Below are 22,591 nucleotides of genomic sequence, written 5' to 3' on the forward strand. Positions count from 1 at the left end.
AATGTTATTCTTCAGCAGACCCTATTCGTCTCTTCAGGAATAAATGATAAAAATGTTGCTGACTATCCCAGGTATTTTAGATCAATCCGGACTCACGAGAATAAACGAGCTTCTTGATCGAGGACAATTCAAGGACGGAAAGCTTACGGCTGGATGGCATGCAAAACTTGTCAAAAACAATACACAGCTTACCGGACGAGATACCACCGCAAAACAGGCAACAGCCATTCTAAACAATGCACTACAGCGTAATGCCACTTTTGCCCGGGCAACACTTCTACGGCGAATGCGCCCTCTTCTCTTCAGCCGTTATGAGCCTGGCATGGAATATGGCAACCATGTTGACGATGCAATTATGGGTTCTGACAGGGGATTTCGCACTGATATATCTTTTACAGTTTTCCTGAATGATCCAAATAGCTACGAAGGCGGAGAGCTGGTGATGGACAGCTCTGTCGGTGAACAAAAGTTCAAACTGCCTGCGGGTTCAGCCGTCGTGTACCCTTCGACCACATTACACAGGGTTGCCCCCGTCACCAAAGGCGTCAGACAAGTTGCCGTCAGCTGGGTGCAAAGTCTGGTCAGATCTGCAGACCAACGCGAAATAATCTACGATATCGACCAAACCCGACGGACCCTTTTTGAGCAAAACGGGAAAAGCAGAGAGTTTGACCTCCTGACCAAAACTCACGCCAACTTGTTACGGCTTTGGTCTGAACCATAAATAACGTATTTACCCCACATAAAAAAAGGGCTGCCTACAAAAGGCAGCCAAAGTTTGTCTTGGGGAATTTAACAAGTAAATTAAACAGCTAATAGCGAGTAGATCGTATCCTTAAGCGCCAAACGTTCCTTTTTGATCTCATGAATGTGATCATCACTTAACGTCTCAACCTCACTTTCGTGCCGATGGATCATCTTGTTAATTTGGTGATAATCCTCAGCAAGTTTCGCAAAATGCGCATCAGACTGCTTCTTGGTGTGAATGCGGTCTTTAAGCTCTGGAAATTCCTCTGCGAGTTCATGCGGTGTGTGCTGTGACATTCCCACTCCCTTGTTGCTATCATCTACAGGCAGACAATAGAACAAATGAGATATTCAGGCTTTGACGTAGGTCAAATGACGATATTTTTCTGTTTCTTTGGGGCTTTATATTTCAAAGAAAAAGGACCGTTAAAATTTAACCAAAATCGTCTTCATCTGACGTCCTAAGGGCAATTCCACCAAGCAACATATCCACCTCATCTCCATCGCGAGACAAAGGCAGAACAAGACTTTCAACATCCTTGATACCAGGTAAATCACCGACATAAGGCAAAATCGTCCGAACCGGTTTTCTTTCTTGGACCACCCGCTCGTATAAGGAAAACATTCGGCTCGGCGGATTTTGAGTAGGAATTTCACTGATACGCTTACCTGTATAGCTCCCCATAGTGATTTCATCGATCAAGGTTCCGACAAGCCGATATTCAAAATCAAGAGGATTTCTATGAACATCAATCAATTCGCAATATGGCAACAATGATGGAATCGCCAACGGATCCACATCAGTTCGGGCAGGTAGCTCTTTAATCCTTGGCAACGATTTCCAGTAATCAAATAACTTAATTAAGTGAGGTGCTTCTATACTTAAGCTCTTATCTAAGTACGGTGTGTTTGACACTTAATTCCTTTCCTTCGAATGAAAAGCAGCCCCTTATCTTCAGAAGTATAGCACATCCTTGTTTAATCTGGTTTGAAAACCATCAAATAGAAAACAATTACAATCATAGGGAATGCCAAAGACCCCAGAAAAATCCACCAGCGGTCAAATATCCAATATTTCGCAGATACATCTGTGTTCGCATCCAATCCTAGCTTGATCAAATTACGCATGCGAATTTGGATATATACAACCGCAAGCCAGCAAAAACTCGCGCACAAATAAAGAACTAGCCCCCATAAAACCCAAGTATCACTTAAATCATAGCCCGTGGTAACAAGAAGCCCAATTCCCGAAAGAAGCTGTATAATCACAGAAGGCGTTGTAAACAGCCAATCGGCGATAACCACATGACGCACAGCAAAATACATCGCCGATAAATTTTTGCTACGGTTAGCCATAAACATATAAAATGCACTGCCAATCCCTGTACCAAAGAGAATTGTCGAGCTTAAGATATGTATCCATTTCAGGAGTTCATAATCCATTAGTTTATTGACCTTATCTCGCCACAACTCTCAACATCAATGCGCATAAGCATTTGAAATATTAGTTCGTTTTTGACTTGTCCTGCAAATAAAATTCAGCCTAAAGTAGTTTACCTTCCAATTCCCTTTCCAGCACCATAGTTCGGAGTAAGATGTGCCTGCCGGTGATCCTATATTTAAATCTGTCTTCGGCAAAGATTGGGACGATCTTCCGCCTGTGATGAAAAAACATTACGCTGTACGATCAAATAGTCATGATCGTGTTGTGGTCAAAGGAAGGCTGGATATAAGAATATCACCGATGGTTAGCCTTATGGCACGGATCAGCGGCATGCTTCTCGCCTACTCTGGCAAAAATATCCCCGTCACCGTTGTTTTTAGAAGTGATCATAAAGGCAGTTCTTCGACATCTAATACACCCTTTTATTTTGATCGTACCTTTCACTTTCCAGACCATGGCGATATTACTTTTCGCTCTCGTATGGAGCAGATTGAAAATAACATTTTGGTAGAATTCATGCGCTTTGGCATAGGTTGGAAACTCGCGTATGAGTGGGATGGCAAAAAGGTTATCCTGCGCCACAAAGGCTATGTCTGGCAGATCTTTGGGAAATTACTTCCCCTGCCGTTCTCATGGATAATGGGCAATGGTTATGCCGAAGAAACCCCGCTTTCTGATGACACTTTCTCTATGTGGACCCATGCCAAGCATGCCCTCTTCGGGCCAACCTTTGGCTATGCTGGTAATTTTAAAATCACGGAAGTCGAATGCCCCAAGTAAAAGTACCTCCCAAAACTGAGCGGACAGTTCTTATCCTTGGTGGGTATGGTAATTTTGGCAAGCGCATTGCCTCGGCCCTAACCCGAGACAACATCCCGGTTATTATCGCGGGCAGAAATGCAGAAAAAGCCAATGACTTTGCAAGTCAGCTTCCATCAAAATTAACGCAAACAGCATGCTTTGACATAAATAAGGATCTAGCCGCTGAATTGAATCGCCTTAACCCAACTGTTGTTATCAATACCTGTGGCCCCTTCCAGAACAGTAACTACGATGTTGCTGAAACCTGTATCGACGCGTCTGTTCCCTACATTGATCTTGCTGATGGGCGGGATTTTGTTGTGGGCATTAAAGCCTTAAACGACAAAGCCAATGCAGCTGGTATTCCAGTTATTTCAGGTGCATCAACCGTCCCCGGGCTTTCGTCTGCTGTATTGGAAAAATACAAAATCCATTTTTCTGAAATAGACCAAATGATCTATGGTATTTCCCCCGGACAAAGTGCCGAACGCGGTCTGGCCACGACACAAGGTATACTCAGTTATCTGGGCAAAAAACTCTCTCCTGCGCAAGGGACATCAACTCCCCGCTACGGTTGGCAGGGTATTTATCGCCAAGAGTTCCCCATGCTCGGTAAACGCTGGATGGCGAACTGCGACATTCCTGATCTCGATCTTTTGCCATCACATTATAACATCAAGTCCGTGCAATTTTCAGCAGGTATGGAACTGAGCTTGATCCACCTCGGCCTCTGGGGTCTTTCGTGGCTTATCCGCTGGGGCTTACCGTTGGAACTTGAAAAACATGCAGCCTCTTTGCTCAAGCTCAGTAACTGGCTCAACATCTTTGGCACCAGTGACGGTGGTATGCACATCATCCTCAAAGGTAAGGATAACAACGGTCAGGCGTTGACAAAAAAATGGTTCATTATCGGGCTGGACGGCGACGGCCCACAAATTCCAACAATTCCGGCCATTATCCTTGCGAAAAAGATTATTCGTGGTGAAAGTGTCCCATCAGGTGCCACGCCTTGTGTTGGCTTGGTTAACCTGAACGAATACCTAAAAGAACTTGCGCCCTTTCATATCCGTATCTTTGAAGATTAAGTCTGATGAAACTTGTTCCTGCCTGCCGCGAAGACCTCCCACTTTTGCCCTTGATTGCTCTGAGGTCAAAAAGTCATTGGGACTACCCTCAGGATTTCTTAGATAAATGTAAGATCTTTTTCGAAGAAGAGTTCACAGAAGAATACCTGAAAGAATCCCACACATTCCTTATCAAGCAAGACGAGGAAGTTATTGGTATGGGCAGTCTGTTATGGAAAGAGGTGCCGATGATTGATAATTTCTGGCTGTTACTAGAAAATATCGGGAAAGGTTATGGCAAACAGGCTTTTGACCTTCTTTTGACAGAGGCCATAAAACTTGGCTGGCCGAACCTTACTGCAATTACAGATATCTATGCCGAAGGTTTTTACAAAGCCATGGGCGCCAAACGCGTAGGAGAAGTACCATCCGAGGTGCAAGACAGAATGCTTCCCAAAATGTTTATTGATCTGGGCTAGTCCGTATTTGGTAATGTTACCTGATTATGCTCGAACCAATGTGCAAGATGATCAATCAAAAGACGAACACGGCGAGGCTGAATTGATCCATCAGGATAAACAATCTGAAGCGCAGCAGGCACCGCGGCAAAATCTTCCAAAACAGGTATCAAAGCCCCTGATTTGAGATCATCTTGAATATCCCAGATAGATTTCAACGCAAGGCCGTGTCCGGCACGGCACCAGATTCTGACCAGATGCCCATCATTCACCGTACGATTACCACGGACAAAATACTTCTTTTCACGCCCCTCAACAGCAAAGCGCCACGCATGATCAACCTGATTGCCAAACCTCATCAAGATGCAATTGTGGTGGATCAAATCTTCCGGATGGCCGGGGGTACCATTCCTATCAAGATAATCAGGCGACGCACACACCACGCGTCTGTTAGCCCCCAGCTTTTTGATACGGAGTGAACTGTCAGCTAAAACCCCAAGGCGTATCGCGAAATCAAGCCCTTGCCCCACAAGATCAACATATCCATCCGTCAGGGTCAGGTTGATGCTGATTTCAGGATGCTGTTCCATAAAGCTGTCCAGCAAAGGAACAATCCGGTTATACCCCAGATCAATTGGGGCACTGATATGGATGGTTCCCGAAATCTTTTCCACGCCAAGCTTGATGCGGGATTGAACCTCGTCAGCTTCGGCCAAAATACGCCGGGCACCCGACACAAGTTCACGCCCCTCATCCGTCAAACTGATCGAGCGTGTCGTCCGTGTTAAAAGGCTTGCCCCATAGTAAGCTTCCAGCGCAGCAAGGCGTTCTGAAACACTTGCCGGAGACAACCCAAGTTCACGCCCGGCAGCCGCCATTCCGCCCTTTTCCACAATACGCAAAAACAGCGTCAGATTATCCAGATCCATAATGTCGGGGCCTTTGCATTATTCGGAATTTCCAAAATATCATTTCGAATTTTGCGCAATTATCAGACGTCATAGCAAGTGCTATTTGATAATCACGAAAGGAAAAGCCCCTTATGCAACTTGATCATGTAACCATACGCACCCGGAATCTTGCGGTCACACGTGACTTCTTTCTCAGTGTCTTTGAGTTGGAAGAACGCGAGCGTCCCCAGACCATTAAACGCATTCCTGGTCACTGGCTCTATTCAGATAATCGCCCAATCGTCCATCTGATCGGGTCCCATGGTCACGGTATCGATTGTGCTGCCGAGGCCTTTGATCATGTCGCATTTCGATTACACAATTACTACGGTTTTCGAGAAAAACTCGACGCACAAGCTATTCGCTATACCTGCATGGACCTTCCAGAAATTGAAGAACGACGGCTTTTCTTTCGTACGCCTTGCGGTCCTCTTCTGGAAGCAGTGTTCGCAGCTTCTGCCCACGACTTTATTGACAACGAACCTAGATAACATACCCAGCGAAACAACCAGATAACACACCCAGATAACACACAAGGAAACACGCCATGACCAGCCCTCTGTTCCAGCCACTCTCCCTTGGCCCGGCAATTCTGCCAAACCGAATTGCCATGTCGCCAATGACCCGTGCCCGGACGACACAACCCGGCAACATCCCCAACGCACGCATGGCGGAATATTACGCCCAAAGAGCATCCGCGGGATTGATTATCAGTGAAGCGACCCAGATTTCTCAACAGGGCCAGGGGTATTCCTTCACCCCCGGTATTTTCTCCGATGACCATATAGATGGCTGGAAACTTGTGACCAATGCCGTTCACAAAAAAGATGGACGTATATTCCTGCAGCTATGGCACGTCGGGCGTATGAGCCACGAAAGCTTTCATGACGACGGTAAGCCAGTCGCCCCTTCGGCCTTGTCTCCGGATGCTCAGGTCTGGGTTGTTGACCCGGCCACTGGCGAGGGAAACATGGTTGATTGCCCGACCCCCCGTGCACTGGAAAAACACGAAATCGCCGCCATCGTTAACGACTTCCGACAAGCCGCAGCCAATGCAATTTCTGCAGGTTTTGACGGTGTTGAAATTCACGGTGCCAATGGCTATTTGATTGACCAGTTCCTACGCCGCTCATCAAACCAACGTACCGATGAATATGGTGGTTCACAGGAAAATCGCATTCGCTTTCTGGTTGAAGTCGCCGAAGCTATTGCGGATGAAATAGGTGCAGACCGTACAGGCATCCGCTTGTCCCCCTACATCACCCAACGCAATATGGCTGACGACGAAATTATTGATGTCATTCTGAAATCTGCACAAGAACTGAATCGTATCGGCCTAACCTATATCCATCTATCCGAAGCAGATTGGGACGATGCCCCACAAGTACCAGATCGGTTCCGCCACCAACTGCGCGCGCTCTATTCTGGTAAGATTATCGTTGCTGGAAAATATACCAAAGAGCGAGGTGAACAGATTATTTCTGATGGATTGGCAGATATCATCGCCTATGGACGTCCTTTTATTGCCAACCCGGATTTGCCGCATCGTTTTGCCAACAACTTGCCGCTTGCCGACTTTGACGGCGGCACGCTCTTTGGCGGCACAGAAAAAGGCTATAGCGATTACCCCGCTTGGAAAGAGGCATCATGACCTTATCCCCAGAAGAAACTCTGGCGGGTTGGCAAAATGGTAACATCGGTACCGAACGCGTTCTCACCAACGATGATATGACAGTTTGGCATCTACAGTTAGATCCTGGGATCACCATTGCGCCACATCGCCACGATCGCCCTTACTTCTGGACGGTTTTGACCGATGGCAAAGGCTTATCCCGTTTTGATGATGGCCGGGAAGTTGCCATTACTTACAAAGCCGGAGATACCCAGTATTTTCCAGACCTCACCGCCGAAACCGGGTTTGTGCACGATCTGACGAATAGCGGAGACACGCCACTGGTTTTTGTCACTGTCGAATTTCATTCAGCATTTGATACCAACCTGAATCTCAATACTGCCGTACCCCACAGTACGATCAAGAACACCTAACTTACAAAGGAAACGCAAAATGAAAGCTGTTGCTTTAACCCAGTACCTCCCCATTGAAGATCCCAATTCATTCTTTGATACGGAGCTTGAAAAACCAACACCAACGGGCAAGGATATCCTTGTTGCAGTCAAGGCTGTCGCCGTTAATCCGGTTGATACCAAAGTCCGCGCTCCCAAGGACATCATCGAAGAAACCCCGCGTGTCATTGGCTATGACGCCAGTGGTGTCGTTGAAGCCGTTGGCGAAGACGTTACATTGTTCAAGGTCGGTGACGAGGTTTACTACGCCGGAGATATCACCAGGTCAGGCACCAATGCTGAATTTCAGCTGGTTGATGAACGTATTGTCGGGCACAAACCTAAATCTCTGTCTCATGCCCAAGCTGCCGCCCTGCCCCTAACCACAATCACAGCCTACGAAGCGTTCTTTGATCGTCTGTCTATTGATCCCAACGGCGCAAACAAAGATGAGAGCATTCTCATCATTGGTGCCGGGGGCGGTGTTGGCTCTATCGGTATCCAGCTTGCCAAACGCGCAGGCCTAAAGGTGATCGCAACAGCCTCTCGCCCGGAAACCTCTTCGTGGGTTACAGAACTTGGGGCCGATCACGTCGTCAATCACCGTGAAGATATGGTTCAACAGGTTCGCGCTCTTGGTATGGAACATGTAGATCACATTGCCATCTTTAATGACATGCGCCATTGGGAAACAGCCGTCGAGCTCATCCGCCCCCAAGGTGGTATTGTCACCATTGATGACACGGATCAGCCAATGCCCATGGCGGGCATGAAAATGAAGGCTGCCAGCCTACATTGGGAGTTTATGTTCGCCCGTGCCATGCATAATACACCTGATATGATCGAGCAACACATGCTCCTGAGCCACGTCGCCAAAGAGATTGATGCCGGGCATATCCGGACAACAGTATCCGATATCCTCTCCCCCATTAACGCCGAGAACATCCGAAAAAGCCATGCCTTGATCGAAGCGGGTAATGTGAAGGGAAAAATTGTTCTGGAAGGTTTTTAGGCCGAGAACAGTAACGAACAGTAGTTTACATTACCCTGCTCTTACGGCTCGCTTGAAAAGGCGGGCCGTTTTTTTTTCGACACCAAAAAAAAGTCAACTCTTTCCGATCTCTTCCCAACCACTCCTGAAATTACATACCAGAGATCCTTCACTCATTGATCTCATACGAAAAAACATCGCCCAGCGAGCACCCGAACACATGGGCAATTTGAAACGCCAGCTCTAGCGACGGAGAGTATTTTGCTTTTTCAATCGCCACGATGGTCTGTCGAGAGACCCCGGTTTTTTCAGCCAACTGCTTTTGCGTCATTTCATCGTGGTCAAAACGTAATCTGCGGATGTTATTGGTAATCTGCCCTTTAATCATTTCCCTTTTGACCATATCAAATGCCACCGCGATAGAGGAACAGCTTGACCACATCACCAATGACATTGGCAATAAACATGAAAAAAATAATCAACAGGAAAACCAGAGCAGGCGCAAGAACGTCCAGCGCCAACACCCCCATAGACACCATAAAACCAAAACTGAAAACCAACAAAATGATCTGCATGGATTTGAGGTCAAACAACTTGTCCCGTTCATCATTCATCATCGGCTCATAGTCCTTGGTGATGATCGAATGAATAATGGTAAAGAGGATATGGACCACAATGCTGACAACAATACCGCCGCCCACAAGAATAAAGAAACTCTTCCCAATCAAGCGATAACCATCCGGCCCGTCCATCGCCCCGTCCTGATAGAAGCCAAGCATATAAAAGCCAAATATCCCAAACATAATCAATGTGGTTATAAGGGAAACACCTACTCTTCTTTCCTGTTGTGACATCGCTATCATCTTCCCGTCATCTCTTTTAAGTACCACCACAAAACATGTCTTATATTTACGACACAATGTTAAACAAATCATTCATCAAGTCAAATATATTTGACTCGATTTTAAAATGAAGTCACAGTACGAACGATCGCGATCAAGGGTGAGGTTCAGTAAATCATACCGAAAATATCGCGCTTCGGAATATCAGACAGGCCTGATTACAAAGGCCACAGTAACAAAGTATCAGAGCAAAAGAACGTACAGAGGAAAAAATATGACAGCACAAAAATCTCCGCCGATGGCATCAACAAGGACAAATTCACCCTCTGCGAAATTTTGGGACAAGAATGCAGATCGCTATTCAAAATCTACTATTTCCAATCAAGCCGCTTATGAAAAGAAGCTGGAAATCACACAAAGCTATTTCACACCTGACATGGACGTTCTGGAGCTTGGCTGTGGCACAGGCTCAACGGCTATTATTCACGCACCTTTTGTAAAACATATCCGCGCCGTTGATATTTCGCAAAAGATGCTCGAGATTGCACAGGACAAGGCCGAGAAAGAGAACATCACAAACGTCACCTTTGATCAGGCAGCCATTGATACTTTCACTGCCGCCGACCAATCCTATGACATCATCATGACCCACAGCGTGCTTCACCTGCTCGACGACAAAGAAGTCACCATCGCCAACATCCATCAAATGCTCAAACCCGGCGGTTATTTTATCAGCAGCACCGTTTGCCTGACTGGTATTATGAAACTCCTGCAACTAGTCGTGCCCATCGGCAGACTGTTCGGCTTTATGCCACTGGTAAAATTCTTCTCCGCCAAACATCTGGAAAAAAGCATCACCAACGCAGGCTTTGACATCATCCAGTCGTGGGAGCCGAAAAAGAGCCACTCTGCGTTTATTGTGGCGCGGAAAATTTAAAATCGCTTCTCTAAAAACTCCTAACTGAAACACGTGTAAAAATTAATGCGAAACCTTAATCAGCATCATTTTTCGAAATGGAAATATGGAATCATTTACCTTCTTTTAATTCCACTATTTGCGCTATTTTATACAATGCTTCCTAATGAATTCTATCAATCTACAATCAAACAAGAAGGGATTATCCATTACCATGAGAATCAATTTAAAATGTTCTTTAAAGAAGTTTTAGAAAGAAGAATAAAAAGAGATTTCTACTTATTAACTAATTGCAATATTAAAGATAATGATTCGAATCATAATTCTATCATTCAACGTATTCATTCCGTATCCCCCATTTTACAAACGACAGAAACGCAGCGTATCAGTGGCATATGGGCAAATATTAATTTGTTAACACAGTGTAATGATCGTAGATGGCATCAAACACTATTTCAAATAAATGCCGATATTATTTTTGGTGAGCGTAGGAAATTACATTTCATAGAATTTTCACCCCTATTTATCATGAAACAGAAACAAAATAACAATATTTTCAATGAAATAAACACAACAGAAAACAAGTGCAATATTCTAAGAGCTAGCTTTCGAACACTATCCTTTGAAGACAATCGATGCTTCATAATGCTCAGCAAAAGTGAAAGCAACGAAATCGTAAAATTAACGGAGCAATACCACAATGCTTTAACGGGAAAAATATCTAATCATAACAGATTCATGCGAATGCTTTACTTAAGCACTGTTACAATTACGACATTAGGGTATGGTGATATTGTCCCAGTAACAGATACTTCGCGCCTTTTAATCTCTCTTGAATCAATCTTAGGGATAATTTTAATTGGTCTTTTTTTAAACTCAATAGTTACTAATAAACAGTGAGGTTATTCGTATTAGAGGAGCGGATCTCCTTAATAATACCTTTAGCATAATAAAAAAATATTTGGTGGGCCCGGCAGGACTTGAACCTGCGACATCTCCGTTATGAGCGGAGGGTTCTAACCAACTGAACTACAGGCCCACTTGAGCGCCTAATGTTGCTCAGGCGCTCGGAATCTTCAAGTGTTAAATGTTCGATTCTGTAACAGAACTATAAAAATTTTCGACTTGATTAATCTACCGCCCAATATTGAGCCTAATGACAGGTGATGGATATCACGCTTTGCATCATAGACACACATAAACAAAATGGTACACGCCGCGTATCAGGCGTAGGAAAGTCGTGCGGCACCATAGGAGACAGATTTGCTAACGGGATCAACTCGCATCAGGTCTTCGCCAACTAAAACGGGGCCGCCGAATGACTTCTGGACTTCGGCAAGGAGTTCATCGCGGTTGCTGTTTGGCGGGACGATATGGGTTAAAAGAAGACAGCCAACGCCAGCTTCGCTTGCCACCTTCCCGACTTCGTCTGACAAGGTATGATAACCCGCAACGGCTGCGATGGTCTCGGCGGAACGTACGCCCTCAACCACATGCATTTCCCGATGCACAAAGACTTCATGTACCAAGAGATCAACGCCTTTAGCCGCCTTGATCAGAGCCGGGCAATAGGTGGTATCGCCAGACAATGCGATCTTGGTTGCGCCTTTACCCTTTCCACTTTCTTTCGGTGCAGCAAAGACAAAGCCAAAAGCGGGGTCGATCGGTTGATGATCCACAGCGACGACATCAACGGTGACTTCCCCGAACTGGAGGCGTTCGCCCGCTTTGATTTCGGTAATATCCAACTCCAGCGCCGCCGTTGATGGGCGTTTTTCGTGCTTAATGCGCAAGTCCAGTTCTTCTTTCCAGACTGCCATCAGACCCTCAACAAACTTGCGCGTTCCCGTGGGGCCATAGATCCGTTGTGGTGTTGTCCGCCCCTGATGCCAGGCAGAAACAATCACCTGATAGATATCAATCACATGATCAGAGTGCAGGTGCGTGAGCAAAATAGCATCCAGCTTGGCCCCGGACGATCCTGTGCCGACAAGACGTTGCGTCACACCGGAACCGCAGTCGATCAGGATTTCGGTGGTTCCATCGGCACTGGTATGGCGGATCAATTGTCCTGCTCCATAGCGTTCCGTATGTACCGCCGGACAGCCCGTCCCCAAAAGTGTGATATCCATCTTTACCTCTCTAATGTTGGCCCCGTTATTACTGGCTTTTCATCCCGTTTGAATACAGGCTTTGCCGTGTACTTCTGTAACGCTGTTCTATAATTTAGTTACATGGGCTTAGTTACATGACGGAGAACTTTGTGCAAAACAAGTATCAAATGAAACGACTATAGTCGTTATTTTACCGGATAGATCAACTTGAAACGTTCCAGCACCAATAGGGTATCTTTGTTGAAGCTGTTTCCTGTTGCCTCTGCACGGCGAGTGAAAAATTCCTGATGTGCACGCCGCCATTCTGCAAAGGTTCCCTCACCTTCTGCCAACGCAAATTCCTCTGAAACATCACAGAAAGCAGCCAGAGAAACAGACGTCATTTGAATCAAACAACGAGGCATTCCTGCAAAATCTGTCAGGATGTGATAACTCCCCTGCTCGGGTGGGTCTTCGTTATCGTACTCGTAATCGAACAGCGCCCCACAAGTTGCCGTTTTCTTTCCCTCGAGAACCAAGGCTAACAGATCATCTGCCAACTCAGGGCTATCACCAAAGAACCATGATGAAAAAGAGGCGTTCCGGTCTTCTGCCGGGATATAATCCCAACAATTTTTCCAGAACGCCTCTAACTTTTCATCTGATCCCCGAAGTGGATTTCCAGCCATCATCAGGTCCCAGTAATATCTTTACGCCTTTATCAGGTATCCAAGAAACTACGCAGTTTGCGCGAACGACTTGGATGCTTGAGCTTACGCAGTGCTTTCGCTTCGATCTGACGAATACGTTCACGTGTTACCGAGAACTGCTGCCCTACTTCTTCCAACGTATGGTCGGTGTTCATACCGATACCAAAACGCATGCGCAGCACACGCTCTTCACGCGGGGTCAAGCTGGCGAGAACACGGGTCGTGGTTTCGCGCAGGTTAGACTGGATCGCAGAATCAAGTGGAATAACAGCGTTTTTATCTTCGATGAAATCACCGAGATGACTGTCTTCCTCGTCCCCGATTGGGGTTTCAAGCGAAATAGGCTCTTTGGCAATCTTCAGGACCTTGCGCACTTTTTCAAGCGGCATACCCAGACGTTCTGCCAATTCTTCCGGCTGTGGCTCACGGCCAATTTCATGAAGCATCTGACGGCTGGTACGAACCAACTTGTTGATGGTTTCAATCATATGAACCGGAATACGGATTGTCCGGGCCTGATCCGCGATAGAGCGGGTAATGGCCTGACGGATCCACCAAGTCGCGTAAGTCGAGAATTTGTAACCGCGACGGTATTCAAACTTGTCCACCGCCTTCATCAAACCAATATTACCTTCCTGAATAAGATCCAGGAATTGAAGACCACGGTTCGTGTACTTCTTGGCAATAGAGATCACAAGACGCAGGTTGGCTTCGACCATTTCTGTCTTGGCACGGCTGGCTTCTTTTTCACTGGTCTGCACGACTTTAACAGTCTTGCGGAATTCAGGAATTGGCAAACCAACATCATCGGCAACCTTGGAAATGCTACCACGAATTTTGGTGATATCTTCCGCATAACGGTCTGCGAATTTATCCCAGCCCTTGCCTTTGTAACTTTTAATTTCTTCGAGCCAGTTCGGGTGAAGCTCACTACCGAAATATGTATCGAGGAATTCCTGACGCGCAACACCAGACTTTTCAGCCAGACGCAGAAGTTTACCTTCCTGTGACATCAGGTTTTTGTTCAAGCCGTAAAGCTGATCCATAAGCTGTTCAAGACGGTTAGAGTTAAAGTGAACCCCTTCCATAAGCTCGATCATTTCCTGCTTCATCTTGCTGTATTTTTTCTCTACAGCATCCGGCACCTTGTCACCACCAAGCAAGGATGTCAGGCGCTTTTCCTGAACTTTGCTCAGCTTCTGCTGATGACCCGCAATGTTTTCGAGCATCTCGAGAACCTGTGGCAGCAAAGCTTCTTCCATGGCCGCAAGAGACATATTGTTCTCTTCGGCATCATCGTCGTCTTCCTCACCTTCAGCAGACTTTTCCTCACCTTCTGCAGGTGCGGGCTTGTCTTCATCATCCTCGTCATCAACTTTTTCGCCAGGCTGGCTGACGATTTCGTCTTCAACATCTGTCTTTTCGCCTGCGCCGGATTCTTCAAACGCGATATCATCGTCGTTTGGCCCGCCGCCATAAGTAGCGTCTAGATCAATAATGTCTCTGAGCAGAAGATCACCCTGAATCAGGCCTTCGCGCCAGTGAAGTAAGGAGCGAATTGTCAGCGGGCTTTCGCAAATCCCGCCGATCATTTTATCCCGGCCAGCTTCGATACGCTTCGCAATCGCGATCTCGCCTTCGCGAGACAGCAATTCAACAGTGCCCATTTCACGAAGATACATACGAACAGGATCATCGGTACGTCCGGCGTCCTCTTCCTTTACGTTACCGACAACAACTTCATCGGGTTTCGCTTCTTCGTCTACGGCTTCGTCTGATTCTTCGTTTTCGACGACATTAATACCCATCTCGGAAAGAAGGGCCATGATGTCTTCGATCTGCTCGGATGACATCTCATCAGATGGCAAAACCTTGTTGAGCTCGTCATAAGTGACATAGCCAACTTCTTTTGCCTTCGCGATCATCTTTTTGACAGTCGCGGATGTAATATCCATTAGAGGTCCGTCGGAAGTTTCTTCCCGATTTTCCGTGCTTTTTTCAGCGGTTTCGGTCGCCTTGGTCGCCATATAACCTTGTACCCCAAATAGCAATTTAGCACGCTAGCCGATTCTATTAATTAGCCAACGTGCTCTCTCGTAACGCTTAGTGACTGTCTTCATAGGCATCCGGGTCATAACTATCCAAATCAATAGCTATACCGGATGTCTCTTGCCGGAGTTGCTTGTGCGCCTCTAGCTGAGTCAATCCTGTTTCGTCCATATTCGCCGCAAATTCGCGGCTGTGAACACCTTTTTCCTGTTCTGCCTGTTTCTCGCGGAACATAGCCGCTATATGCGTCACACCGTGCTCAGCTGCGTAGCTGTCCGTTGCCGGTCGCGCAAATTTTCCGTGATCCATAACAGCAGGACTCAAGAGTTCATCCATTAGTCGAGAATATCCCTTATCGCAGAGTTGGCATTTAAGTGCCTCTCTGTCAAGATCTGGGTCTCGAACAATAACATCCACGAGATCTTGTAACACCCTGTTATACGCCTCGCTTGGAAGCCTCAAACTCGCCAGATCCTCTAGCTGTTTGGACAAAACGTTCGGGTGATTGATCAACGTCGCCAGTAAAACCTGTTCCTGTCGCTGCGCTAATTTTCTCGCAGGTAAATTCGGTCGGGGGATACGCGGGTCCAATTCAAACGAATCCTTCTTCCCCCACTGGCCGTTGCGATTCTGCTTGCGTCCGGCCTGTTTTTTATAGGGCTTGTTATATCCTTGAGAGCTATTTCCGCCATAACCGCCGCCCCCTTGATTAAAGCCCTGACTATACACCTGGGTCACAGGCTGCGCGGAACTTTTATTCGTTACACCTGTGAGCTCATCAAATCGCCGGAACATTTCCTTTTGATACTCAAACTTCAAGTCCTTATCCGTGATCACACTGAACTGCCTGCGCAGCTCGGCCTTTAAGGCGGCGCGCCGTTCAGGTGTTTCAATATCTACGCCCATGGTCGTTTTTCGCCACAGCATTTCTGACAAGGGCTTTGCCGTGCGTAGAACTTCCCGCATCTGTGCAGGGCCTTGTGTCTGAATAAGGCTGTCCGGATCTTCTCCTTCGGGCAGGGTCGCAAAGCTAAGCGATTTTCCTGGCTGGATAATGGGCAAAGCCCGTTCTACCACTCTGTTCGCCGCACGAATACCCGCAGTATCACCATCCAGACACAACACAGGTTCCGGCACCATGCGCCAAAGTTCCTGTATCTGGTCTTCGGTTACCGCCGTTCCCAAGGGCGCAACAGCCGATGGAAAACCAGCTTGCGACAGGGCAATAACATCCATGTACCCCTCGGTTACTATAACCTCGCCCAAATCATGAGCGGCTTGCCGTGCACTTGCCAGATTGTAAAGAATCTTGCCTTTATGGAAGAGAATCGTATCCGGTGAGTTCAGATATTTGGCTTTGCTGTCCCCCAACGCACGTCCACCGAAAGCAATAATTCGACCACGGCGATCTGTAATTGGGAACATCAGGCGATGGATGAAATAATCCCAGTACTCATTTCCATCAGTACGTTTATCCTCATCACTATGTTTGATCACACCGACATCGACCAGCTGTTCGTCGTCAATCCCGCGCGCGTTCATAGCTTTGCGGATCAAGCCCCGTTGATTGGGGGAATAACCAAGACGAAAACGACTGACGGTTTCCGGCCTCAAACCGCGACGATTAACATAATCACGCGCTTCTTTACCTGCGTCGCCTGCCAGTTGCTCTTCGAACCACTTGGCGACTTCTTCCATTACATCGTAAAGACTCGCGCGTTTTTTCGATCTCTCAGCCTCTTCCTTCGTGGCTTTCGGCACCTGCAAACCAGCCTGTTCAGCAAGGCGTTCTACAGACTCCGGAAAAGAAAGGCCCTCTGTCTCAGTAACAAAGGTAATAACGTCCCCATGGGCACCACAGCCGAAGCAATGATAGAATCCCTTATCATCATTGACAGTGAATGAAGGAGTTTTTTCATTATGGAACGGGCAGAGGCCGCTGAATTCCCGACCGCGTTTGGTAAGTTTTACCTTGCGCCCAACCACACCGGAAACCGGCACACGTGCGCGCAGTTCATCTAAAAACTCAGGCGTGAATGACATTGAGGGGCGTGTTCCCAAACCAACATGTACCTTGATCTGAAAGATAGCTTATCACAGCAGTGAAAAAGAAAACAGAACCCATAGGCATCCCATGAGTTCTGTTTACATATAATCAGCTTTTGGCAGATTTAAACCAGTTTGGTTTTTACAACACCGCTGGCTTTACCAAAATCCATTGTGCCTGCATACTTAGATTTAAGCGCGCCCATAACTTTTCCCATATCTTTAATGGAATCCGCCCCAAGCTCAGCAATAAGATCTTCGACAATCTTTTCTATTTCTTCAGAAGACATCTGCTTCGGAAGAAATTTTTCGATGACCTCAATCTCACTCTGTTCGCGTTCTGCGAGTTCTGTACGACCAGCCTTCTCGTACATTTCAATCGAATCTCTTCTTTGACGAATCATTTTCTGGAGCATTTCCAGAACAGCTTCCTCGCCGATAGGATCACTCCCCTCGCCACGCGCCGCGATATCGCGGTCTTTTAAAGCAGCTAAAATAAGCCTAAGCGTTGATATCGCTTGCTTATCTTTGTTGCGCATAGCTTCTTTGAGAGCATCATTCAAGCTGTTACGTAGCATCATTTGCCCCGAACAAGTTTAGAAAGGACCAGAACCTACTCTAAAAAGAAAGAAATGGCAAAGTTTTAAAAACTTTCTAAGTGATTGTTATTAAACAATATTTTCTTTCGTGTTTTTCTTGACCTAAAAGCCACTTATGCTTATACAAAGGCCTCAGCTATTAAATCGCTGACGATTACGTCTGCCTAAAGGACGCCTCATCCATGAGTATTATGACATCAAAAGAAACCTCCGTCTCCCAGACAGGGGTTGTTGATTCTGCCTGCAAACAACCTGCGGGAGCAACCGCGGTCCTCGTTCTTGCCAACGGGCAAGTCTTTTGGGGAAGAGGGTTGGGCGCAGAAGGTGAAGCCGTTGCAGAAGTTTGCTTCAACACCTCTATGACCGGGTATCAGGAAATCCTGACCGACCCTTCGTATGCAGGACAGATCATTACCTTTACCTTCCCGCACATCGGGAATGTTGGAACTAATGACGAAGACATCGAAACGATTACACCGTCTTCACGCGGCGCCATTCTCCGAATGGATATCACGCAGCCTTCTAACTGGCGCGCGACCCGTGATCTTGATGCGTGGCTAAAATCTCACAACCTCAGTGCGATCACAGGTGTTGATACCCGTGTACTGACTCGTCTTATCCGTGACAATGGCGCGCCGAACGGCTGCATAGCCCATCACGCTGATGGCAAATTTGATCTGGAAGCATTGCGCAAGAAAGCCGCTGACTTCCCCGGCCTAAACGGTATGGACCTCGCCAAAGAAGTTACCTGTGCCCAGACAGCAAACTGGAATGAAAAGCGCTGGACTCTTGAAGAGGGTTACCAGAACGAAGACAATCCCGAGTTTCATGTTGTCGCTGTAGATTTTGGTGCCAAACGTAATATCCTGCGCTCTCTCGGCTCCCAAGGCTGCCGCGTAACCGTTGTGCCAGCAGATGCTACTGCAGATGAAATTCTGGCTCACAAGCCAGATGGCGTCTTCCTATCCAATGGACCGGGCGACCCTGCGGCAACAGGTGTATACGCCATCCCAATGGTAAAGGCGCTTCTTGACCAGAAAGACTTACCAATCTTTGGTATCTGTCTTGGTCACCAGATCCTTGCACTTGCCCTTGGCGCTGACACCAAGAAAATGCATCTTGGCCACCGTGGCGCAAACCATCCGGTGAAAGATTTCACCACGAACAAGGTCGAAATCACCAGTCAGAACCACGGCTTTATGGTGGACAAAGACAGCTTGCCGAAAAATGTTGAAGAGACACATATCTCGCTTTTCGACAATACCAATCAAGGTATTCGCCTGAAAGATCGTCCGGTGTTCTCTGTGCAATACCACCCAGAGGCTTCGCCCGGACCACAGGATAGTCAATACCTGTTCAAGCGGTTCCGCGATCTTATGGCTGAGTGCCGAAAATAATTTGCAATGGCGGCGCTTTCAACAGCAGCCGCCATTGTTTTAACAAGACAGCTGAACAGCTCAAAGCCCAGCACAAGGCAAGAGCAAACAGACAAAAGATGAGTAAAGCAGACCATGCCTAAAAGAACAGACATCAAATCCATCATGATCATCGGCGCGGGGCCGATCATTATCGGTCAGGCTTGTGAGTTTGACTATTCCGGTGCTCAGGCCTGTAAAGCGCTACGCGAAGAAGGTTACCGGGTTATTCTGGTAAACTCTAACCCGGCGACAATTATGACCGATCCCGGTCTTGCCGACGCCACCTATATCGAGCCGATCACACCGGAAATTGTTGAAAAGATCATCGAGAAAGAAAAACCCGATGCGCTTTTACCAACGATGGGCGGTCAAACAGCCTTGAATACAAGTCTTGCACTTGAACGCTCAGGTGTTTTGCACAAACACGGCGTTGAAATGATCGGCGCAAAAGCTGATGTCATTGAAAAAGCCGAAGATCGCTTGCTGTTCAGAACGGCCATGGAAAAAATTGGCCTGAAGTCTCCGCGATCCAGCGTTGTTCATTCATACGAAGAAGCTCTTGAAGCACTAGAAACGGTTGGCATTCCCGCAATTATCCGCCCGTCTTTCACCCTAGGTGGTACTGGCGGCGGCATTGCTTACAACCCCGAAGAGTTCGAAGAAATTGTCAAAAGCGGTCTGAAAGCCTCTCCAACCACCGAAGTTCTCGTTGAACAATCCGTCCTGGGGTGGAAAGAGTACGAAATGGAAGTTGTCCGCGACAATGCTGACAACTGCATTATTATTTGTTCCATCGAAAACATTGATCCCATGGGCATCCACACGGGCGATTCCGTTACTGTGGCCCCAGCCCTGACGCTAACAGATAAAGAATACCAAATCCTCAGAGATGCCTCTATCAACTGTCTACGCGAAATTGGTGTTGAAACAGGTGGCTCAAACGTGCAGTTCGGCCTTAATCCTGAAAACGGCGAACTCGTGGTTATTGAAATGAACCCACGCGTATCTCGTTCTTCCGCGCTGGCATCCAAAGCAACGGGCTTCCCGATTGCCAAGATCGCGGCAAAGCTGGCTATTGGTTATACATTGGATGAGCTTAAAAACGATATCACCAAAGTTACCCCGGCATCTTTTGAGCCCACAATTGACTATGTCGTGACCAAGATCCCGCGCTTTACCTTTGAAAAATTCCCGGGAGCAGAAGATTACCTGACCACAGCGATGAAATCTGTGGGTGAAGCAATGTCCATCGGACGCTGCTTTGCTGAATCAGTTCAAAAAGCGCTGCGGTCCATGGAAACTGGCCTAACCGGATTTAACGAAGTTGATATCCCCGGCGCCGTTGATGCAGACGGCAATGTTGATAAAGACACCGTTCGCTCTTTCTTGTCTAAACCAACAAAAGACAGAATGCTGACCATTGCGCAGGCACTGCGTCATGGCTTGACCGTTGAAGAGATTTTTGACGTCACAAAATTTGACCCATGGTTTGTGCGCCAAATCGAAGACATTGTCCTGATGGAAAATGATATTCGTGAAAACGGCCTGCCAAAAGATCGTCAATCCTTCTTGAACCTCAAAAAAATGGGCTTTGCCGACGCACGTCTTGCAGAACTGACCAATCAGGAAGAAGCAGACGTCACCAAGCACCGTCACAGCCTGAACGTCACCCCAGTCTTCAAGCGGATTGATACATGTGCGGGTGAGTTCCCCTCGACAACGCCTTACATGTACTCTTGCTACGAAGGCGACGGTGTTAACCCGGCGGAATGTGAATCCGATCCAACCGATCGTGAAAAGATCATGATCCTTGGTGGCGGCCCGAACCGTATTGGTCAAGGTATCGAATTTGATTATTGCTGCGTCCACGCGGCCTACGCCCTTAGCGATGCAGGTTACGAGACCATTATGGTCAACTGTAACCCGGAAACAGTTTCCACCGATTACGATACCTCGGACCGTCTCTATTTCGAACCTCTTACCGGTGAAGACGTTATCGAGATCGCTCGCAAGGAACAAAGCAACGGCACCCTCAAGGGTGTAATTGTACAGTTTGGTGGCCAGACGCCGCTTAAATTGTCTCAGGCTCTCGAAGATGCGGGCATTCCGATCCTCGGCACATCCCCGGATGCCATCGACCTAGCAGAAGATCGTGAACGCTTCCAGAAGCTCTTGCAAGAGCTTGACCTACGCCAACCAATCAATGGTACAGCAACAACCAAAGAAGAAGCTTTTGCCGTTGCTGAACGTATTGGTTTCCCCGTTGTTATCCGCCCGTCCTATGTTCTTGGGGGGCGTGCAATGGAAATCATACACGAAACCAGCCAATTGGAACGCTACATCAACACAGCCGTACAGGTATCGGGTAAAAACCCTGTCCTTCTTGACGGGTATTTGCAGGACGCAATCGAAGTTGATGTTGATGCTATCTGTGATGGCAAAGATGTCTTTGTTGCCGGGATTATGGAACACATCGAAGAAGCCGGTATTCACTCTGGTGACTCAGCCTGTTCTCTACCACCTTACAGTCTGTCCAAAAGCATTATTGCCGAGATTAACGAGCAAGCTCATAAACTTGCCCTCGCCCTCAATGTTGTCGGCTTGATGAATGTTCAGTTTGCGGTCAAAGACGATGTTGTTTACATACTCGAAGTAAATCCGCGTGCCAGCCGGACAGTACCTTTTGTTGCCAAAGCAACCGGAAATGCCGTCGCCAAAATTGCTTCCCGTGTCATGGCGGGCGAAAAGCTAGCCAATATCGACCTAATCACAGAGCGTGGCGATCATATTGCCATTAAAGAAGCGGTCTTCCCCTTCAACCGTTTCCCGGGTGTTGATGTCATGCTTGGCCCTGAAATGCGGTCAACAGGCGAAGTTATGGGACTGGATACATCCTTTGGCCGCGCTTTCCTCAAAGCACAAATGGCCGTTGGCATTGACCTTCCCGATGAAGGAACCGTCTTTATCTCTGTAAAAGACCATGACAAGAAAGTTATCGAAGGCCTCGCCAAAGATCTTTTGGATATGGGCTACACAATTGTCGCAACCAGCGGTACGGCAACCCACCTTCAAGATAAAGGTTTGGAAATAGAGCGTGCCCTGAAAGTTCGCGAAGGTCGCCCGAACATTGCCGACCATATTAAATCCGGCAAAGTTGACTTGATCATCAATACAACCGAAGGTGCCAAGGCAATTGCGGACAGTTTTGATATCCGCCGTGGCGCCCTTGATAGCTCGGTTCCATACTTCACAACGGCCAATGGTGCACGCGCCATGGTAGAGGCTTTAAAAGCAAAAAGAGAAGGCCTACTTGAAGTCGAGCCACTTCAGGCTTACTTTAAAACTTCGTTCTAATTTAAGTGGCTCCCGATTCTGCCCTAAAACGGTGGTGGAATCGGG

At 47.2% G+C, this 22,591-nt stretch carries 23 protein-coding genes and 1 tRNA gene; 12 read left to right on the forward strand and 12 right to left on the reverse strand.

Annotated features, from left to right (window positions below; translation table 11 throughout):
- The first annotated feature begins 52 nt into the window (after window positions 1-52).
- Window positions 53-724 (forward strand): Fe2+-dependent dioxygenase, encoded by a 672-nt coding sequence (locus tag ACN0QW_RS14165; RefSeq protein ID WP_417432257.1) that lies wholly within the window; start codon window positions 53-55, stop codon window positions 722-724.
- A gap of 80 nt (window positions 725-804) precedes the next feature.
- Here the strand turns inward: ACN0QW_RS14165 and ACN0QW_RS14170 are convergent, their stop codons facing one another.
- The 3 genes from ACN0QW_RS14170 to ACN0QW_RS14180 all read right to left on the reverse strand — a co-directional run bounded on the left by ACN0QW_RS14170 (window position 805) and on the right by ACN0QW_RS14180 (window position 2,190).
- Window positions 805-1,044, reverse strand: a complete 240-nt coding sequence (locus ACN0QW_RS14170; protein WP_417432258.1) for a YdcH family protein — start codon at window positions 1,042-1,044, stop codon at window positions 805-807.
- A 136-nt stretch (window positions 1,045-1,180) separates the two neighbouring features.
- On the reverse strand, window positions 1,181-1,663 hold the full coding sequence (locus ACN0QW_RS14175) for a PAS domain-containing protein (protein WP_417432259.1): 483 nt from the start codon (window positions 1,661-1,663) through the stop codon (window positions 1,181-1,183).
- A 62-nt stretch (window positions 1,664-1,725) separates the two neighbouring features.
- Entirely contained in the window at window positions 1,726-2,190 is a 465-nt protein-coding gene (locus ACN0QW_RS14180; RefSeq protein WP_417432260.1) for a DUF2269 family protein, read from the reverse strand.
- Window positions 2,191-2,344: 154 nt separating this feature from the next.
- Here ACN0QW_RS14180 and ACN0QW_RS14185 point away from each other — a divergent pair, with 154 nt between their 5' ends.
- The 3 genes from ACN0QW_RS14185 to ACN0QW_RS14195 are packed head-to-tail and all read left to right on the forward strand — an operon-like array spanning window position 2,345 to window position 4,535.
- Window positions 2,345-2,971, forward strand: a complete 627-nt coding sequence (locus ACN0QW_RS14185) for a DUF4166 domain-containing protein (RefSeq protein WP_417432261.1) — start codon at window positions 2,345-2,347, stop codon at window positions 2,969-2,971.
- Window positions 2,959-4,077: a saccharopine dehydrogenase NADP-binding domain-containing protein gene (locus ACN0QW_RS14190; RefSeq protein ID WP_417432262.1), complete on the forward strand. Its 1,119-nt coding sequence runs from the start codon at window positions 2,959-2,961 to the stop codon at window positions 4,075-4,077. Before ACN0QW_RS14185 ends, ACN0QW_RS14190 begins: the two co-directional genes overlap by 13 nt.
- Window positions 4,078-4,082: 5 nt before the next feature.
- Window positions 4,083-4,535 carry a GNAT family N-acetyltransferase gene (locus ACN0QW_RS14195; protein WP_417432263.1) on the forward strand — a complete coding sequence of 151 codons (453 nt, stop codon included), beginning with the start codon at window positions 4,083-4,085 and terminating at the stop codon, window positions 4,533-4,535.
- Here ACN0QW_RS14195 and ACN0QW_RS14200 read toward each other — a convergent pair.
- A complete protein-coding gene (locus ACN0QW_RS14200; protein ID WP_417432264.1) occupies window positions 4,532-5,443 on the reverse strand; it encodes a LysR family transcriptional regulator in 912 nt (303 codons plus the stop codon). The genes ACN0QW_RS14195 and ACN0QW_RS14200 overlap by 4 nt on opposite strands.
- Window positions 5,444-5,556: 113 nt before the next feature.
- Here ACN0QW_RS14200 and ACN0QW_RS14205 point away from each other — a divergent pair, with 113 nt between their 5' ends.
- The 4 genes from ACN0QW_RS14205 to ACN0QW_RS14220 are packed head-to-tail and all read left to right on the forward strand — an operon-like array spanning window position 5,557 to window position 8,540.
- Window positions 5,557-5,955, forward strand: a complete 399-nt coding sequence (locus ACN0QW_RS14205; RefSeq protein ID WP_417432265.1) for a hypothetical protein — start codon at window positions 5,557-5,559, stop codon at window positions 5,953-5,955.
- A gap of 56 nt (window positions 5,956-6,011) precedes the next feature.
- Window positions 6,012-7,115, forward strand: a complete 1,104-nt coding sequence (locus tag ACN0QW_RS14210; protein ID WP_417432266.1) for an alkene reductase — start codon at window positions 6,012-6,014, stop codon at window positions 7,113-7,115.
- The gene (locus ACN0QW_RS14215) at window positions 7,112-7,510 is read left to right on the forward strand and encodes a cupin domain-containing protein (protein WP_417432267.1); all 399 of its coding nucleotides are present in this window, start codon (window positions 7,112-7,114) and stop codon (window positions 7,508-7,510) included. Before ACN0QW_RS14210 ends, ACN0QW_RS14215 begins: the two co-directional genes overlap by 4 nt.
- Before the next feature lie 19 nt (window positions 7,511-7,529).
- On the forward strand, window positions 7,530-8,540 hold the full coding sequence (locus ACN0QW_RS14220; RefSeq protein ID WP_417432268.1) for a zinc-binding alcohol dehydrogenase family protein: 1,011 nt from the start codon (window positions 7,530-7,532) through the stop codon (window positions 8,538-8,540).
- Between the two features lie 148 nt (window positions 8,541-8,688).
- Here ACN0QW_RS14220 and ACN0QW_RS14225 read toward each other — a convergent pair whose 3' ends face one another.
- Together ACN0QW_RS14225 and ACN0QW_RS14230 are read right to left on the reverse strand one after the other, a co-directional pair.
- On the reverse strand, window positions 8,689-8,922 hold the full coding sequence (locus ACN0QW_RS14225; protein ID WP_417432269.1) for a helix-turn-helix transcriptional regulator: 234 nt from the start codon (window positions 8,920-8,922) through the stop codon (window positions 8,689-8,691).
- A gap of 1 nt (window position 8,923) precedes the next feature.
- The gene (locus ACN0QW_RS14230) at window positions 8,924-9,382 is read right to left on the reverse strand and encodes a hypothetical protein (protein WP_417432270.1); all 459 of its coding nucleotides are present in this window, start codon (window positions 9,380-9,382) and stop codon (window positions 8,924-8,926) included.
- A gap of 253 nt (window positions 9,383-9,635) precedes the next feature.
- Between ACN0QW_RS14230 and ACN0QW_RS14235 the strand changes: the two genes are divergently transcribed.
- Window positions 9,636-10,298 (forward strand): class I SAM-dependent methyltransferase, encoded by a 663-nt coding sequence (locus ACN0QW_RS14235; protein WP_417432271.1) that lies wholly within the window; start codon window positions 9,636-9,638, stop codon window positions 10,296-10,298.
- A gap of 45 nt (window positions 10,299-10,343) precedes the next feature.
- Entirely contained in the window at window positions 10,344-11,177 is an 834-nt protein-coding gene (locus tag ACN0QW_RS14240; RefSeq protein WP_417432272.1) for a potassium channel family protein, read from the forward strand.
- A 62-nt stretch (window positions 11,178-11,239) separates the two neighbouring features.
- Here the strand turns inward: ACN0QW_RS14240 and ACN0QW_RS14245 are convergent.
- The 6 genes from ACN0QW_RS14245 to ACN0QW_RS14270 all read right to left on the reverse strand — a co-directional run bounded on the left by ACN0QW_RS14245 (window position 11,240) and on the right by ACN0QW_RS14270 (window position 17,753).
- Window positions 11,240-11,316 (reverse strand) — tRNA-Ile (locus ACN0QW_RS14245).
- Window positions 11,317-11,500: 184 nt separating this feature from the next.
- Window positions 11,501-12,409, reverse strand: coding sequence for an MBL fold metallo-hydrolase (locus ACN0QW_RS14250; RefSeq protein ID WP_417432273.1), 909 nt, complete (start codon window positions 12,407-12,409; stop codon window positions 11,501-11,503).
- A gap of 167 nt (window positions 12,410-12,576) precedes the next feature.
- Complete coding sequence (locus ACN0QW_RS14255) at window positions 12,577-13,062, reverse strand: ASCH domain-containing protein (RefSeq protein ID WP_417432274.1); 486 nt, start codon at window positions 13,060-13,062, stop codon at window positions 12,577-12,579.
- Between the two features lie 29 nt (window positions 13,063-13,091).
- Complete coding sequence (gene rpoD, locus ACN0QW_RS14260; protein ID WP_417432275.1) at window positions 13,092-15,107, reverse strand: RNA polymerase sigma factor RpoD; 2,016 nt, start codon at window positions 15,105-15,107, stop codon at window positions 13,092-13,094.
- Window positions 15,108-15,183: 76 nt separating this feature from the next.
- Entirely contained in the window at window positions 15,184-17,172 is a 1,989-nt protein-coding gene (gene dnaG, locus ACN0QW_RS14265; RefSeq protein ID WP_417432276.1) for a DNA primase, read from the reverse strand.
- Window positions 17,173-17,300: 128 nt separating this feature from the next.
- A complete protein-coding gene (locus ACN0QW_RS14270; RefSeq protein ID WP_417432465.1) occupies window positions 17,301-17,753 on the reverse strand; it encodes a GatB/YqeY domain-containing protein in 453 nt (150 codons plus the stop codon).
- 212 nt (window positions 17,754-17,965) lie between these two features.
- On the opposite strand from ACN0QW_RS14270, the gene carA reads away from it, so the two are divergent.
- Together carA and carB are read left to right on the forward strand one after the other, a co-directional pair.
- The gene (carA, locus tag ACN0QW_RS14275; RefSeq protein WP_417432467.1) at window positions 17,966-19,171 is read left to right on the forward strand and encodes a glutamine-hydrolyzing carbamoyl-phosphate synthase small subunit; all 1,206 of its coding nucleotides are present in this window, start codon (window positions 17,966-17,968) and stop codon (window positions 19,169-19,171) included.
- 114 nt (window positions 19,172-19,285) lie between these two features.
- Window positions 19,286-22,546, forward strand: a complete 3,261-nt coding sequence (carB, locus tag ACN0QW_RS14280) for a carbamoyl-phosphate synthase large subunit (protein WP_417432277.1) — start codon at window positions 19,286-19,288, stop codon at window positions 22,544-22,546.
- Window positions 22,547-22,591 lie beyond the last annotated feature (45 nt).

Origin of the sequence: Kiloniella sp. (assembly GCF_048259265.1) — a bacterium.
GTDB lineage: Bacteria > Pseudomonadota > Alphaproteobacteria > Kiloniellales > Kiloniellaceae > Kiloniella.